Source organism: Stutzerimonas degradans (assembly GCF_024448505.1).
Classification (GTDB): Bacteria; Pseudomonadota; Gammaproteobacteria; order Pseudomonadales; family Pseudomonadaceae; genus Stutzerimonas; species Stutzerimonas degradans.
The window spans coordinates 1-15,295 of sequence record NZ_JAMOHV010000023.1 but is presented as its reverse complement, the minus strand read 5'-3'; the positions used below and the strand labels follow the sequence as shown (position 1 = coordinate 15,295).

Genomic DNA, 15,295 nt, shown 5'->3' with positions numbered 1-15,295 from the left:
CTGGCGTGGTTGCCAAGATCGTCGAATAACGATTGATCTGTCTGTAGCAGGTCGGCATAATAGTCGGCCTGACTCTTTCTAGGCCAGTAGCTCAATTGGCAGAGCGGCGGTCTCCAAAACCGCAGGTTGGGGGTTCGATTCCCTCCTGGCCTGCCAAATTCGGTGTCGGATTTGGCAATCTTTTGCAAGGTTCTAGCAGATGAATATCAAAGCTGAAGCCAAAGACACGCGCTTCGATCTGGTGAAGTGGCTTGTTGTGGCTGCTTTGGTGGTCGTTGCCGTTGTTGGTAATCAATATTATTCCGCTGAGCCGATTCTTTATCGGGTGTTGGCATTGCTGGTCGTTGCAGTGATCGCGGGCTTGCTTGCGTTGCAGACGGTCAAGGGGCAGGCTTTCTTCGTTCTGTTGAAGGAGGCTCGTGTCGAAATTCGGAAAGTTGTTTGGCCGACTCGCCAGGAAACAACGCAGACCACTTTGATTGTGGTTGCGGTTGTTCTGGTTATGGCGTTGCTGTTGTGGGGTTTGGATTCCTTGCTCGGCTGGCTGGTTTCCATGATCGTAGGTTAAAGGATTTCTCGTGGCTAAGCGTTGGTATGTTGTGCATGCTTACTCGGGTTACGAGAAGCATGTGATGCGCTCCCTGATTGAGCGTGTGAAGCTTGCTGGCATGGAAGAGGACTTTGGCGAGATCCTGGTTCCGACCGAGGAAGTGGTCGAAATGCGAAACGGCCAGAAGCGCAAGAGTGAGCGCAAGTTCTTTCCGGGTTATGTGCTGGTTCAGATGGAGATGAACGAGGGTACTTGGCACTTGGTCAAGGACACTCCTCGAGTCATGGGCTTTATCGGTGGTACGGCCGATAAGCCGGCGCCCATCACCGACAAAGAGGCTGAGGCTATTCTGCGTCGGGTCGCCGATAGCGGTGACAAGCCGAAGCCGAAGACGCTGTTCGAGCCGGGAGAGGTCGTGCGTGTTGCGGACGGTCCTTTTGCTGATTTCAATGGCGTAGTCGAAGAAGTTAATTACGAAAAAAGCCGCATTCAAGTTGCTGTGCTTATTTTTGGTCGCTCTACTCCCGTAGAGCTGGAGTTCAGTCAGGTCGAGAAGGTCTAACTGAAAGAATCCCATACCCCGCAGCTGTCGGCTGCGGGGTTTTTTCGTCACTGGGATAAACAAGTCGCATGGGGGAGCCGCAAGGCGCTATCACCCGTAACGGAGTATTTATGGCTAAGAAGATTCAAGCTTATATCAAGCTTCAGGTAAAGGCCGGTCAGGCCAATCCGTCGCCGCCGGTAGGTCCTGCGCTGGGCCAGCACGGCGTAAACATTATGGAGTTCTGCAAGGCGTTCAACGCTCGTACCCAGGGCCAAGAGCCTGGTCTGCCGACTCCGGTGATCATCACTGTATACAGTGATCGCAGCTTTACGTTCGAAACAAAGAGCACTCCGGCTGCTGTCCTGCTGAAGAAGGCCGCCGGCGTGACTAGCGGCTCTGCGCGTCCTAACACCCAGAAGGTCGGCACCGTGACTCGTGCGCAGCTGGAAGAGATCGCGAAAACCAAGAACGCTGATCTGACCGCTGCTGATCTTGAGGCGGCCGTGCGTACCATCGCTGGCTCTGCCCGCAGCATGGGCCTGAATGTGGAGGGTGTGTAATGGCTAAGTTGACTAAGCGCCAGAAGGCCATTGCCGAGAAGATCGAGGCCGGCAAGCAGTACGCTTTCGAAGATGCTGCCAAGCTCTTGTCCGAACTGTCCGCGGTGAAATTCACCGAGTCCTTCGATATCGCCATCAACCTCGGTGTTGACCCGCGCAAATCCGACCAAGTCGTGCGCGGTGCTACCGTCCTGCCGAACGGCACTGGTAAGACCGTTCGCGTGGCTGTATTCACCCAAGGTCCCGGCGCCGAAGCCGCACTTGCTGCCGGTGCCGATCGCGTTGGTATGGACGAGCTTGCTGCCGAAATGAAGGGTGGCGACCTGAACTATGACGTCGTCATTGCTTCGCCCGATGCCATGCGCGTCGTTGGTCAGTTGGGTCAGGTGCTCGGGCCGCGTGGCCTGATGCCGAACCCGAAAGTCGGCACCGTTACTGCTGATGTCGCCACTGCGGTCAAAAATGCCAAGGCTGGTCAGGTGCGCTTCCGTACCGACAAGAACGGCATCATCCATACCTCCGTTGGCAAGGTTGGGTTTGAAGCTGGCCAGCTGAAGCAGAACGTCGAGGCGTTGCTCTCGGACCTGAAGCGTCTGAAGCCCTCTACTTCCAAAGGTATCTACGTCAAGCGCGTGACCCTGAGCACCACCATGGGTCCGGGTCTGGTCATCGATCAGGCCTCCCTCGAGGCGTGAGGCAATACGACCCTGCTGCGGTGGGGTCGGCAAGATTGGGGTCCCTGCCTGGCGGGGGCTATCCAAGACCGTAGGCGGCGTAAGCCTTAAACGAAGGAGTGATCCTTCAGCCTACGCAGAGGTGCTCCCGATTCGTACCGAATCAGACACCAAAACCCGTCCGGTTTCGACCGGATGAACCGGTAACATCCAGGAGTAAACCCGTGGCAATCAAACTCGAAGACAAGAAGGCCATCGTCGCTGAAGTCAACGAGGCTGCCAATGCTGCCCTGTCCGCTGTCGTGGCTGATGCCCGTGGCGTGACCGTGGGGGCCATGACCGGACTCCGTAAAGAGGCCCGCGAAGCTGGCGTTTATGTGCGTGTCGTACGTAATACCCTGCTCAAGCGCGCTGTTGAAGGCACTCAGTTCGACGTGCTCAACGACGTGTTCAAAGGCCCGACCCTGATTGCATTCTCCAACGAGCATCCGGGCGCTGCCGCTCGTATCTTCAAGGAGTTTGCCAAGGGTCAGGATAAGTTCGAGATCAAGGCCGCTGCGTTCGAGGGTCAGTTCCTCGCAGCCAATCAGATCGACGTACTGGCAACCCTGCCGACCTACGACGAAGCCATTTCGCAGCTGATGAGCGTGATCCAAGGCGCTACCAGCAAGCTGGCTCGTACTCTGGCGGCCGTTCGCGACCAGAAGGAAGCCGCCGCTGCCTAAGGCAAGCTGCGCTTTCGACTTCTTAATGAATTAGATGGCCGCAGGCCGTCACCTCAATACAGGAATTAGAGTCATGGCTCTGACCAACGAAGACATCATCAACGCCGTTTCCGAAATGTCCGTGATGCAGGTTGTTGAACTGATCAAGGCAATGGAAGAGAAGTTCGGCGTTACCGCTGCTGCCGCTACCGTCGCTGCTGCTGGCCCGGCTGCTGCCGCTGTTGAAGAGCAGACCGAGTTCACCATCGTCCTGGCCGAAGCTGGCGACAAAAAAGTGAACGTGATCAAAGCAGTTCGCGAGCTGACCGGCCTGGGCCTGAAAGAAGCCAAGGCTGTTGTTGACGGCGCCCCAGGCGTGGTCAAGGAAGGCGTTTCCAAAGAGGAAGCCGAAGCTGCCAAGAAGGCTCTGGAAGAAGCTGGCGCGAAAGTCGAGCTCAAGTAAGCGACGACCTTGCGTCTACAGCCGAAGCGCTCCGCGCAAGGCTGACGGCTGGTGGCTCTTGCCACCGGCCTTTTTCCGTTCTGAAAGACTGGCGATGAGCTGTCTTTCGCGGAAAGAGCCACCCCGTCGGGTGGAGCGAATCAAGGGTTCGCAAGATTTTCTGGCAGCTCCCGTCGGGAGAGGCCACAAGCAGGTGACCAAGCTGGGGAACGCTGATGGCTTACTCATACACTGAGAAAAAACGTATCCGCAAGGACTTTAGCAAGTTACCGCACGTGATGGACGTGCCGTATCTTTTGGCCATCCAGCTGGATTCGTATCGCGAATTCCTGCAGGCGGGAGCGACCAAAGATCAGTTCCGCGACATTGGCTTGCATGCAGCCTTCAAATCCGTTTTCCCGATTATCAGCTACTCCGGCAATGCAGCGCTGGAGTATGTCGGCTACCGCCTCGGCGAGCCGGCTTTCGACGTCAAGGAATGCGTGTTGCGCGGTGTGACCTTCGCGGTTCCGCTGCGGGTCAAGGTGCGCCTGATCATTTTCGACAAGGAGTCGTCGAACAAGGCCATCAAGGACATCAAGGAGCAGGAAGTCTACATGGGGGAAATCCCCCTGATGACCGAGAACGGTACCTTCATCATCAACGGTACCGAGCGCGTTATCGTTTCCCAGTTGCACCGCTCGCCGGGTGTGTTCTTCGATCACGACCGTGGCAAGACGCACAGCTCCGGCAAGCTGCTGTACTCCGCGCGGATCATTCCCTACCGCGGTTCCTGGCTGGACTTCGAGTTCGATCCGAAGGACGCCGTGTTCGTGCGTATCGACCGTCGCCGCAAGCTGCCGGCGTCCGTACTGCTGCGCGCGCTGAACTACAGCACCGAGGAAATCCTCGATGCGTTCTATGACACCAACGTTTTCCATGTGAAGGGCGAGACCCTGGCGCTCGAGCTGGTTCCGCAGCGTCTGCGCGGCGAGATCGCTGCCTTCGATATCAAGGATGAAAACGGTAAGGTCATCGTCGAGCAGGGTCGTCGCATCACCGCGCGTCACATCAATCAGCTCGACAAGTCCGGCATCAAGGAACTCGAGATGCCGATGGACTATGTGCTGGGCCGTACGGTGGCCAAGGCCGTTGTGCATCCGGCCACCGGCGAGATCATCGCCGAGTGCAATACCGAGCTGACCGTCGATGTCATGGCGAAGATCGTCAAGGCTCAGGTGGTGCGTTTCGAAACGCTGTACACCAACGATATCGACTGTGGCCCGTTCATTTCCGACACGCTGAAGATCGACTCGACCACCAACCAGTTGGAAGCGCTGGTCGAGATCTACCGCATGATGCGTCCTGGCGAGCCGCCAACCAAGGATGCCGCCGAGACCCTGTTCAACAACCTGTTCTTCGCGTCCGAACGCTACGACCTGTCGGCAGTCGGTCGGATGAAGTTCAACCGTCGTATCGGTCGTACCGAGATCGAAGGTTCCGGCGTACTCAGTCGCGAAGATATCGTCGCGGTGCTCAAGACCCTGGTCGATATCCGTAACGGCAAGGGCATCGTCGATGACATCGACCACCTGGGTAACCGTCGCGTGCGTTGTGTCGGCGAAATGGCCGAGAACCAGTTCCGCGTCGGCCTGGTGCGCGTCGAGCGGGCGGTCAAGGAACGTCTGTCGATGGCCGAAAGCGAAGGCCTGATGCCGCAGGATCTGATCAACGCCAAGCCTGTCGCGGCGGCGGTGAAGGAGTTCTTCGGTTCCAGCCAGCTCTCGCAGTTCATGGACCAGAACAACCCGCTCTCGGAGATCACCCACAAGCGCCGCGTCTCCGCACTCGGCCCGGGCGGTCTGACCCGTGAGCGTGCCGGCTTCGAAGTGCGTGACGTGCACCCGACCCACTACGGTCGCGTTTGCCCGATCGAAACTCCTGAAGGTCCGAACATCGGTCTGATCAACTCGCTGGCCGCCTACGCCCGCACCAACCAGTACGGTTTCCTGGAAAGCCCGTACCGTGTGGTCAAGGAAGGCGAAGTCACCGACGAGATCGTGTTCCTCTCGGCCATCGAAGAGGCTGACCACGTAATCGCCCAGGCCAGCGCCAAGCTGGATGGCCGCAAGCTGGTCGACGAACTGGTTGCCGTGCGTCATTTGAACGAATTCACCGTCAAGGCGCCGGAAGACGTCACGCTGATGGACGTATCGCCCAAACAGGTGGTTTCCGTCGCTGCATCGCTGATCCCGTTCCTTGAGCACGACGACGCCAACCGCGCCCTCATGGGCTCCAACATGCAGCGTCAGGCCGTACCGACTCTGCGTTCGGATAAGCCGCTGGTAGGTACCGGGATGGAGCGCAACGTGGCGCGCGACTCCGGCGTCTGCGTGGTCGCCCGCCGTGGTGGCGTGATCGATTCGGTCGACGCCAGCCGGATTGTCGTGCGTGTGCATGATGCAGAAGTCGAGACCGGCGAAGCCGGTGTCGACATCTACAACCTGACCAAGTACACCCGCTCCAACCAGAACACCTGCATCAACCAGCGTCCGCTGGTCAGCAAGGGTGATGTGGTCGAGCGTGGCGACATCATGGCCGACGGTCCGTCTACCGACATGGGCGAGCTGGCTCTGGGGCAGAACATGCGCGTCGCGTTCATGCCCTGGAACGGCTACAACTTCGAGGACTCCATCCTCCTGTCGGAGCGTGTGGTTCAGGAAGACCGGTTTACCACCATCCATATCCAGGAACTGACCTGCGTATCGCGTGATACCAAGCTCGGCCCAGAGGAAATCACCGCGGATATTCCCAACGTGGGTGAGGCCGCGCTGAACAAGCTGGACGAGGCAGGCATCGTCTATGTCGGTGCCGAAGTCGGCCCGGGTGACATCCTGGTGGGCAAGGTCACGCCGAAAGGCGAGACCCAACTGACCCCGGAAGAGAAACTGCTGCGCGCGATCTTTGGTGAGAAGGCCAGCGATGTTAAGGACACCTCCCTTCGCGTGCCGACCGGCACCAAGGGCACTGTCATCGACGTGCAAGTGTTCATCCGTGACGGCGTGGAGCGCGACTCCCGTGCCCTGGCCATCGAGAAGATGCAGCTTGACGAGATCCGCAAGGACCTCAACGAGGAGTTCCGCATCGTCGAAGGTGCGACTTTCGAGCGGCTGCGTTCGGCCTTGGTCGGCGCGACTGCCGAAGGCGGAGCCGGCCTGAAGAAAGGCACCGTCATCACCGACGAAACACTGGATGGGCTCGAGCACGGTCAGTGGTTCAAGCTGCGCATGGCTGAAGACGCGCTGAACGAGCAGTTGGAGAAGGCGCAGGCCTACCTCTCCGATCGCCGTCAGCTGCTCGACGACAAGTTCGAAGACAAGAAACGCAAGCTGCAGCAGGGCGACGACCTGGCGCCGGGCGTGCTGAAGATCGTCAAGGTCTACTTAGCCATCAAGCGCCGCATCCAGCCGGGTGACAAGATGGCCGGTCGCCACGGTAACAAAGGTGTGGTCTCGGTGATCATGCCGGTCGAGGACATGCCGCATGACGCCAACGGTACTCCGGTCGACATCGTCCTCAACCCGCTGGGTGTGCCGTCGCGTATGAACGTCGGCCAGATCCTCGAAACTCACCTTGGCCTCGCGGCCAAGGGGCTGGGCGAGAAGATCAACCTGATGCTGGAAGAGCAGCGCAAGGTTGCCGAGCTGCGCAAGTTCCTGCACGAGATCTACAACGAGATCGGCGGTCGTCAGGAGAGCCTGGATGAGCTGAACGATCAGGAAGTCCTGGATCTGGCAAACAACCTGCGCAAGGGCGTGCCGATGGCCACCCCGGTGTTCGACGGTGCCAAGGAGCGCGAGATCAAGGCCATGCTCAAGCTGGCCGATCTGCCGGAAAGCGGCCAGATGCAGCTGTTCGACGGACGCACGGGTAACAAGTTCGAGCGCACCACGACCGTCGGCTACATGTACATGCTCAAGCTGAACCACCTGGTCGACGACAAGATGCACGCGCGTTCCACCGGTTCCTACAGCCTGGTTACCCAGCAGCCGCTGGGTGGTAAGGCGCAGTTCGGTGGTCAGCGATTCGGGGAGATGGAGGTCTGGGCGCTGGAAGCCTACGGCGCCGCGTACACCCTGCAGGAAATGCTCACGGTCAAGTCGGACGACGTGAACGGGCGGACCAAGATGTACAAGAACATCGTGGACGGCGATCACCGCATGGAGGCCGGCATGCCGGAATCCTTCAACGTGCTGATCAAAGAAATCCGCTCGCTCGGTATCGATATCGATCTGGAAACCGAATAACCACGCACCGCCTACGCGGCACCGGCGAGAGCCGGCTGCCGCAGGTCCGTGAGGAGGAAAGGCCTTGAAAGACTTGCTGAATCTGTTGAAAAACCAGGGTCAAATCGAAGAGTTCGATGCCATCAAGATTGCCCTGGCATCGCCCGAGATGATCCGTTCCTGGTCCTTCGGTGAAGTGAAGAAGCCGGAGACCATCAACTACCGTACCTTCAAGCCGGAGCGCGATGGCCTGTTCTGCGCCAAGATCTTCGGCCCGGTGAAGGACTACGAGTGCCTGTGCGGCAAGTACAAGCGCCTCAAGCATCGTGGCGTGATCTGCGAGAAGTGCGGCGTGGAAGTCGCGCTGGCCAAGGTGCGCCGCGAGCGCATGGCGCACATCGAACTGGCCTCGCCGGTTGCCCACATTTGGTTCCTGAAGTCGCTGCCGTCCCGTATCGGCCTGCTGCTGGACATGACCCTGCGTGATATCGAGCGCGTGCTCTATTTCGAGAGCTACGTGGTCATCGATCCGGGCATGACCACTCTGGAAAAAGGTCAGCTGCTGAACGACGAACAGTACTTCGAAGCCCTCGAAGAGTTCGGTGACGACTTCGATGCCCGCATGGGCGCTGAAGCCGTGCGCGAGCTGCTGCACGAAATCGACCTGGAGCACGAGATTGGCCGCCTGCGCGAGGAAATCCCGCAGACCAACTCGGAAACCAAGATCAAGAAGCTGTCCAAGCGCCTCAAGCTGATGGAAGCTTTCCATGGCTCGGGCAACCTGCCTGAGTGGATGGTGCTGACCGTGCTGCCGGTACTGCCGCCGGACCTGCGTCCGCTGGTTCCGCTGGATGGTGGCCGTTTCGCGACGTCGGATCTGAACGATCTGTATCGCCGTGTCATCAACCGTAACAACCGCCTCAAGCGCCTGCTCGATCTGTCCGCGCCGGACATCATCGTGCGCAACGAGAAGCGCATGCTGCAGGAAGCGGTCGACGCGCTGCTGGACAACGGCCGTCGCGGTCGTGCCATCACCGGTTCCAACAAGCGCCCGCTGAAATCCCTGGCCGACATGATCAAGGGCAAGCAGGGGCGTTTCCGTCAGAACCTGCTGGGCAAGCGCGTGGATTACTCTGGCCGTTCGGTGATCACTGTCGGTCCGACCCTGCGTCTGCATCAGTGCGGTCTGCCGAAGAAGATGGCGCTAGAGCTGTTCAAGCCGTTCATTTTCGGCAAGCTGGAAATGCGCGGCATGGCGACCACCATCAAGGCCGCCAAGAAGATGGTCGAGCGCGAGCTTCCCGAGGTTTGGGACGTGCTCGCCGAAGTCATCCGCGAACATCCCGTGCTGCTCAACCGTGCGCCGACGCTGCACCGTCTGGGTATCCAGGCGTTCGAACCGGTGCTGATCGAAGGCAAGGCGATCCAGCTGCACCCGCTGGTTTGTGCGGCGTATAACGCCGACTTCGACGGTGACCAGATGGCCGTGCACGTACCGCTGACGCTGGAAGCTCAGTTGGAAGCTCGCGCGCTGATGATGTCGACCAACAACATCCTTTCGCCGGCCAACGGTGAGCCGATCATCGTGCCGTCGCAGGACGTGGTTCTGGGTCTGTACTACATGACCCGCGAAGCCATCAATGCCAAGGGCGAAGGTCGCGTGTTCGCTGACTTGCAGGAAGTCGACCGCGTGTTCCGTGCCGGTGAAGCCTCGCTGCACGCACGGATCAAGGTGCGTATCCACGAGACCGTCAAGGAGCGCGATGGCAGCGTTGCCAACAATGTGCGCATCGTCGACACCACCGTGGGCCGTGCACTGCTGTTCCAGATCGTGCCGGCCGGCCTGTCGTTCGACGTGGTCAACCAGCCGATGAAGAAGAAGGCGATCTCCAAGCTGATCAACCTGTGCTATCGCACGGTAGGTCTGAAGGACACCGTTATCTTTGCCGACCAGCTGATGTACACCGGTTTCGCCTACTCGACGATTTCCGGCGTTTCCATTGGCGTGAACGACTTCGTCATCCCGGACGAGAAGGCGCGCATCATCGATGCCGCTACCGAGGAAGTGAAGGAGATCGAGAGCCAGTACGCCTCCGGCCTGGTAACCCAGGGCGAGAAGTACAACAAGGTGATCGACCTCTGGTCCAAGGCCAACGACGAAGTGTCCAAGGCGATGATGGCCAACCTCTCGAAAGAGAAGGTCATTGACCGCGAGGGCAAGGAAGTCGAGCAGGATTCCTTCAACTCGATGTACATGATGGCCGACTCCGGTGCGCGGGGCTCCGCGGCACAGATTCGCCAGCTTGCCGGTATGCGCGGCCTGATGGCCAAGCCGGACGGTTCCATCATCGAGACGCCGATCACCGCGAACTTCCGTGAAGGTCTGAACGTACTGCAGTACTTCATCTCGACCCACGGTGCCCGTAAGGGTCTGGCGGATACTGCACTGAAGACCGCCAACTCCGGTTACCTGACCCGTCGTCTGGTCGACGTCGCGCAGGATCTGGTGGTGACCGAGATCGACTGCGGTACCGAGCAAGGCCTGCACATGACGCCGCACATCGAGGGTGGCGACGTGGTCGAGCCGCTGGGTGAGCGCGTGCTCGGTCGAGTGATCGCACGTGACGTACTCAAGCCGGGTACCGAAGAGATTCTGGTGCCGGCCGGTACCCTGATTGATGAGCAGTGGGTCGATTTCATCGAGCTGAACAGCATCGATGAAGTGATCGTGCGTTCGCCGATCAGCTGTGAGACGCGTTATGGCATCTGCGCCAAGTGCTACGGTCGCGATCTGGCCCGCGGGCATCAGGTCAACATCGGCGAGGCGGTGGGTGTCATCGCCGCGCAGTCCATCGGTGAGCCGGGTACCCAGCTGACCATGCGTACGTTCCACATCGGTGGTGCGGCGAGCCGGACTTCGGCCGTCGACAACGTGCTGGTGAAGAACGGCGGTACTATCCGCCTGCACAACCTGAAGCATGTCGAGCGTACCGACGGTGCACTGGTGGCGGTTTCCCGCTCCGGCGAGCTGGCAGTGGCCGACGACTTCGGTCGCGAGCGCGAGCGCTACAAGCTGCCGTACGGCGCCGTCATCTCCATCAAGGAAGGTGACAAGGTCGATGCGGGCTCGGTAGTCGCCAAGTGGGATCCGCACACCCATCCGATCGTGACCGAAATGAAGGGTATCGTGACCTTCGTCGGCATGGAGGAGAACATCACCATCAAGCGTCAGACCGACGAACTCACCGGTCTGACCAACATTGAGGTGATGGATCCGAAGGACCGTCCGGCCGCTGGCAAGGATATCCGTCCGGCGGTCAAGCTGGTCGACGCGAATGGCAAGGACCTGCTGCTGCCGGGTACCGACGTTCCAGCGCAGTACTTCCTGCCGGCCAACGCCTTGGTCGGTGTGGCCGATGGCGCCGAAGTGAGTGTGGGCGACGTCATTGCACGTATCCCGCAGGAGACTTCCAAGACCCGCGACATCACCGGTGGTCTGCCGCGTGTGGCTGACCTGTTTGAAGCGCGTCGTCCGAAGGAGCCTTCGATCCTCGCGGAAATCAGCGGCACCATCAGCTTCGGCAAGGAGACCAAGGGCAAGCGTCGTCTGGTCATCACGCCGACCGATGGCAGCGATCCTTATGAGGAGTTGATTCCGAAGTGGCGTCACCTCAACGTCTTCGAAGGCGAACAGGTGAACAAGGGTGAGGTGATCTCCGACGGTCCGAGCAACCCGCACGATATCCTGCGCCTGCTGGGCGTCAGCGCGCTGGCCAAGTACATCGTCAACGAGATCCAGGACGTCTACCGCCTGCAGGGTGTGAAGATCAACGACAAGCACATCGAGACCATCCTGCGGCAGATGCTGCGCAAGGTCGAGATCACCGAGTCGGGCGATTCCAGTTTCATCAAGGGTGACCAGATGGAGCTGACTCAGGTGCTGGAAGAGAACGAGCGTCTGAGTGAAGAGGACAAGTTCGTCGCCAAGTACGTGCGCGTCCTGCTGGGTATCACCAAGGCCTCGCTGTCGACCGAATCGTTCATCTCCGCAGCCTCCTTCCAGGAGACTACGCGGGTACTGACCGAGGCGGCCGTTACCGGCAAGCGCGATTACCTGCGCGGCCTGAAGGAAAACGTGGTCGTGGGTCGTCTGATCCCGGCCGGTACCGGTCTGGCCTATCACAGCGAGCGCAAGCGCAAGCGTGATGCCGACAAGCCGGTCCGCGTGAGTGCCGATGAGGTCGAAGCGGCGCTGACCGAGGCGCTGAACTCCAGCGGCAACTGAGTGCCAGGCCCCGACGCGAGTCGGGGGCTGCCTTGACGGTGTGCGAGAAGCTCTTTAGACTCTCGTACCCCTAATTTGGCGGGGCTTTGCGCCCTGCCATTTTTCGTTTGTGTCGAAAGACAACAGTGGAGCTAGTAGATGGCAACTATCAACCAGCTGGTACGTCAGCCGCGTAAGCGCGTCGTCGAAAAGAGCGACGTCCCTGCGCTGCAAAACTGCCCGCAACGCCGTGGCGTGTGCACCCGTGTGTACACCACCACGCCGAAGAAACCGAACTCCGCACTGCGTAAAGTGTGCCGTGTTCGTCTGACCAATGGCTTCGAAGTCGCCTCGTACATCGGCGGTGAAGGCCATAACCTGCAAGAGCACAGCGTTGTGCTGATCCGTGGCGGTCGCGTCAAGGACCTTCCGGGTGTGCGTTACCACACCGTGCGCGGTTCGCTGGATACCTCGGGTGTCAAAGACCGTAAGCAGGGTCGTTCCAAGTACGGCGCCAAGCGTCCGAAGTAAGCATATTTCTATTTATTTGAGTCGATAAGAGTAAGGTCGGGCGTGCTCTGTCACCGTCCCGAGCTAACCTGAAGACCGTTTTGAGGGCTTATCAATGCCAAGACGTCGTGTAGCGGCCAAGCGCGAGATTCTGGACGATCCGAAGTACGGAAGTCTGATCCTGGCCAAGTTCATGAACCACGTGATGGAGAGCGGCAAAAAAGCTGTTGCCGAGCGTATCGTTTATGGTGCTCTGGACAAGGTCAAAGAGCGCAAGAATGGCGACCCCCTGGAAATCTTCGAAAAAGCACTCGACGCCATCGCTCCGCTGGTCGAAGTGAAGTCCCGCCGCGTAGGTGGTGCGACTTACCAGGTTCCGGTCGAGGTTCGTCCGTCCCGTCGCAACGCGCTGGCCATGCGCTGGCTGGTAGATGCCGCCCGCAAGCGTGGCGAAAAATCCATGGCGCTGCGTCTCGCTGGTGAATTGCTGGATGCGTTCGAAGGCAAAGGCGCTGCCGTGAAGAAGCGTGAAGACGTGCACCGTATGGCTGAGGCTAACAAGGCCTTCTCGCACTACCGCTTCTAATTTCAGCGAAAACAACTTTGCGAGGGCTTTATGGCTCGTACAACACCGATCAATCTCTACCGTAACATCGGTATTTGTGCGCACGTGGATGCGGGTAAAACCACTACCACCGAGCGCGTGCTGTTCTATACCGGTGTCAACCACAAAATGGGTGAGACCCATGACGGCGCCTCCACCACCGATTGGATGGTTCAGGAGCAGGAGCGTGGTATTACCATTACCTCGGCAGCTGTTACTGCGTTTTGGCAGGGCTCAGAGAAGCAGTACAAGAGCCATCGCGTAAACGTTATCGACACCCCCGGTCACGTGGACTTCACCATTGAAGTGGAGCGTTCGCTGCGCGTGCTTGACGGCGCCGTCGTGGTGTTCTGTGGTACTTCCGGTGTGGAGCCGCAGTCCGAAACCGTATGGCGTCAGGCCAACAAGTACGGTGTGCCGCGTATCGTCTACGTGAACAAGATGGACCGCCAGGGCGCAAACTTTATTCGTGTCGTCGAGCAGATCAAGAAGCGTCTGGGGCATACCCCGGTACCGCTGCAGCTGCAGATCGGTTCCGAGGAGAACTTCGTCGGGCAGGTCGACCTGCTCAAGATGAAGGCTATCTACTGGAACGAAGACGACAAGGGCATGACCTTCCGTGAGGAAGAGATCCCTGCGGAGCTGCAGGCTCAGGCTGAGGAATATCGCTCCAACCTGGTTGAGGCGGCTGCCGAAGCCAACGAAGAGCTGATGAACAAGTATCTGGAAGAGGGTGATCTGTCCCTCGAAGAGATCAAGGCTGGTCTGCGTCAGCGCACCATCGCCTGTGAGATCGTTCCGGCTGTTCTGGGTTCCTCGTTCAAGAACAAGGGCGTTCCCCTGGTTCTGGATGCGGTGATCGACTTCCTGCCAGCGCCGACCGACATTCCGCCGATTCAGGGTGTCAACCCGGATGACGAGGAAAAGACCGACGAGCGTGAGGCTTCCGATGATGCTCCGTTCTCGGCGCTTGCATTCAAGATCGCGACTGACCCGTTCGTCGGTACCCTGACGTTTGCTCGGGTGTATTCGGGCGTGTTGAGTTCCGGTGACTCCGTCATCAACTCGGTGAAGGGTAAGAAAGAGCGCGTGGGTCGTATGGTGCAGATGCACGCCAACCAGCGCGAAGAGATCAAGGAAGTGCGTGCTGGTGATATCGCGGCGCTGATTGGCATGAAGGACGTCACCACGGGTGACACCCTGTGTGACATCGACAAGCCGATTATCCTCGAGCGTATGGACTTCCCGGAGCCGGTGATTCACGTTGCCGTCGAGCCGAAGACCAAGGCCGACCAGGAAAAGATGGGTGTTGCGCTGGGTCGTCTGGCTCAGGAAGATCCGTCCTTCCGTGTGCGGACTGATGAGGAAACCGGTCAGACCATCATCGGTGGTATGGGTGAATTGCACCTGGACATCATCGTTGACCGTATGCGTCGCGAGTTCAACGTCGAGGCCAACATCGGTAAGCCGCAGGTTGCCTATCGCGAGATGATTCGCAACAAGTGCGAGATCGAAGGCAAGTTCGTTCGTCAGTCCGGCGGTCGTGGCCAGTTCGGTCATTGCTGGATCCGCTTCGAACCCTCCGACGAAGGTCAGGAAGGTCTGGAGTTCAAGAACGAAGTCGTTGGTGGTGTGGTTCCGAAGGAATACATCCCGGCTATCCAGAAGGGCATCGAAGAGCAGATGAAGAACGGTGTTCTCGCCGGCTATCCGCTGCTCGGCCTGAAGGCGACCGTGTTCGATGGTTCCTACCACGATGTCGACTCCAACGAAATGGCGTTCAAGATCGCCGCTTCCATGGCGACCAAGCAGCTCTCTCAGAAGGGTGGCGCGGTACTGCTCGAGCCGATCATGAAGGTCGAGGTAGTGACTCCTGAAGACTACATGGGCGATGTGATGGGTGACCTGAACCGTCGTCGCGGTCTGATCCAGGGTATGGAAGATTCCGTATCGGGCAAGGTTATTCGTGCGGAAGTGCCGCTGGGCGAGATGTTCGGCTATGCAACTGACGTGCGTTCCATGTCCCAGGGGCGCGCGAGCTACTCCATGGAATTCTCCAAGTACTCCGAGGCTCCGTCGAACATCGTCGAAGCTATTGTCAAAAAACAAGGTTGATTCAGCCCTTTAAGTAAGAGGTTTACTGTCGTGGCTAAGGAA

At 59.1% G+C, this 15,295-nt stretch carries 11 protein-coding genes and 1 tRNA gene; all 12 read left to right on the top strand.

Features of this window, described 5'->3' with window-relative positions:
- Window positions 1–80: 80 nt before the first annotated feature.
- The 12 genes from NAV27_RS19020 (at window position 81) to fusA (ending at window position 15,253) form a co-directional block, all read left to right on the top strand.
- Window positions 81–156, top strand: a tRNA-Trp gene (locus NAV27_RS19020).
- Between the two features lie 43 nt (window positions 157–199).
- Entirely contained in the window at window positions 200–568 is a 369-nt protein-coding gene (secE, locus tag NAV27_RS19015; RefSeq protein ID WP_008567599.1) for a preprotein translocase subunit SecE, read from the top strand.
- Window positions 569–578: 10 nt separating this feature from the next.
- Window positions 579–1,112, top strand: a complete 534-nt coding sequence (gene nusG, locus NAV27_RS19010) for a transcription termination/antitermination protein NusG (RefSeq protein WP_003291424.1) — start codon at window positions 579–581, stop codon at window positions 1,110–1,112.
- A gap of 110 nt (window positions 1,113–1,222) precedes the next feature.
- Complete coding sequence (gene rplK, locus NAV27_RS19005) at window positions 1,223–1,654, top strand: 50S ribosomal protein L11 (protein ID WP_003291423.1); 432 nt, start codon at window positions 1,223–1,225, stop codon at window positions 1,652–1,654.
- Window positions 1,654–2,349, top strand: coding sequence for a 50S ribosomal protein L1 (rplA, locus tag NAV27_RS19000; RefSeq protein WP_102829653.1), 696 nt, complete (start codon window positions 1,654–1,656; stop codon window positions 2,347–2,349). Before rplK ends, rplA begins: the two co-directional genes overlap by 1 nt.
- Before the next feature lie 203 nt (window positions 2,350–2,552).
- Entirely contained in the window at window positions 2,553–3,053 is a 501-nt protein-coding gene (gene rplJ / locus NAV27_RS18995) for a 50S ribosomal protein L10 (RefSeq protein WP_003291420.1), read from the top strand.
- A gap of 73 nt (window positions 3,054–3,126) precedes the next feature.
- Window positions 3,127–3,495 carry a 50S ribosomal protein L7/L12 gene (gene rplL, locus NAV27_RS18990; RefSeq protein WP_003297700.1) on the top strand — a complete coding sequence of 123 codons (369 nt, stop codon included), beginning with the start codon at window positions 3,127–3,129 and terminating at the stop codon, window positions 3,493–3,495.
- A gap of 215 nt (window positions 3,496–3,710) precedes the next feature.
- Window positions 3,711–7,781: a DNA-directed RNA polymerase subunit beta gene (gene rpoB, locus NAV27_RS18985; protein WP_102829654.1), complete on the top strand. Its 4,071-nt coding sequence runs from the start codon at window positions 3,711–3,713 to the stop codon at window positions 7,779–7,781.
- 64 nt (window positions 7,782–7,845) lie between these two features.
- Window positions 7,846–12,045: a DNA-directed RNA polymerase subunit beta' gene (gene rpoC / locus NAV27_RS18980; protein ID WP_008567604.1), complete on the top strand. Its 4,200-nt coding sequence runs from the start codon at window positions 7,846–7,848 to the stop codon at window positions 12,043–12,045.
- A gap of 138 nt (window positions 12,046–12,183) precedes the next feature.
- The gene (gene rpsL / locus NAV27_RS18975; RefSeq protein ID WP_003291416.1) at window positions 12,184–12,555 is read left to right on the top strand and encodes a 30S ribosomal protein S12; all 372 of its coding nucleotides are present in this window, start codon (window positions 12,184–12,186) and stop codon (window positions 12,553–12,555) included.
- Window positions 12,556–12,649: 94 nt separating this feature from the next.
- Complete coding sequence (rpsG, locus tag NAV27_RS18970) at window positions 12,650–13,120, top strand: 30S ribosomal protein S7 (protein WP_003291415.1); 471 nt, start codon at window positions 12,650–12,652, stop codon at window positions 13,118–13,120.
- A 30-nt stretch (window positions 13,121–13,150) separates the two neighbouring features.
- On the top strand, window positions 13,151–15,253 hold the full coding sequence (fusA, locus tag NAV27_RS18965; RefSeq protein ID WP_102829655.1) for an elongation factor G: 2,103 nt from the start codon (window positions 13,151–13,153) through the stop codon (window positions 15,251–15,253).
- The last annotated feature ends 42 nt before the right edge of the window (window positions 15,254–15,295 follow it).

Bases quoted from the DNA above. Each gene is read 5' to 3' on its own strand.
- secE (WP_008567599.1), top strand. From the start codon at position 200: ATGAATATCAAAGCTGAAGCCAAAGACACGCGCTTCGATCTGGTGAAG.
- rplK (WP_003291423.1), top strand. From the start codon at position 1,223: ATGGCTAAGAAGATTCAAGCTTATATCAAGCTTCAGGTAAAGGCCGGT.
- rplA (WP_102829653.1), top strand. From the start codon at position 1,654: ATGGCTAAGTTGACTAAGCGCCAGAAGGCCATTGCCGAGAAGATCGAG.
- rplL (WP_003297700.1), top strand. From the start codon at position 3,127: ATGGCTCTGACCAACGAAGACATCATCAACGCCGTTTCCGAAATGTCC.
- rpoB (WP_102829654.1), top strand. From the start codon at position 3,711: ATGGCTTACTCATACACTGAGAAAAAACGTATCCGCAAGGACTTTAGC.
- rpsL (WP_003291416.1), top strand. From the start codon at position 12,184: ATGGCAACTATCAACCAGCTGGTACGTCAGCCGCGTAAGCGCGTCGTC.
- rpsG (WP_003291415.1), top strand. From the start codon at position 12,650: ATGCCAAGACGTCGTGTAGCGGCCAAGCGCGAGATTCTGGACGATCCG.
- fusA (WP_102829655.1), top strand. From the start codon at position 13,151: ATGGCTCGTACAACACCGATCAATCTCTACCGTAACATCGGTATTTGT.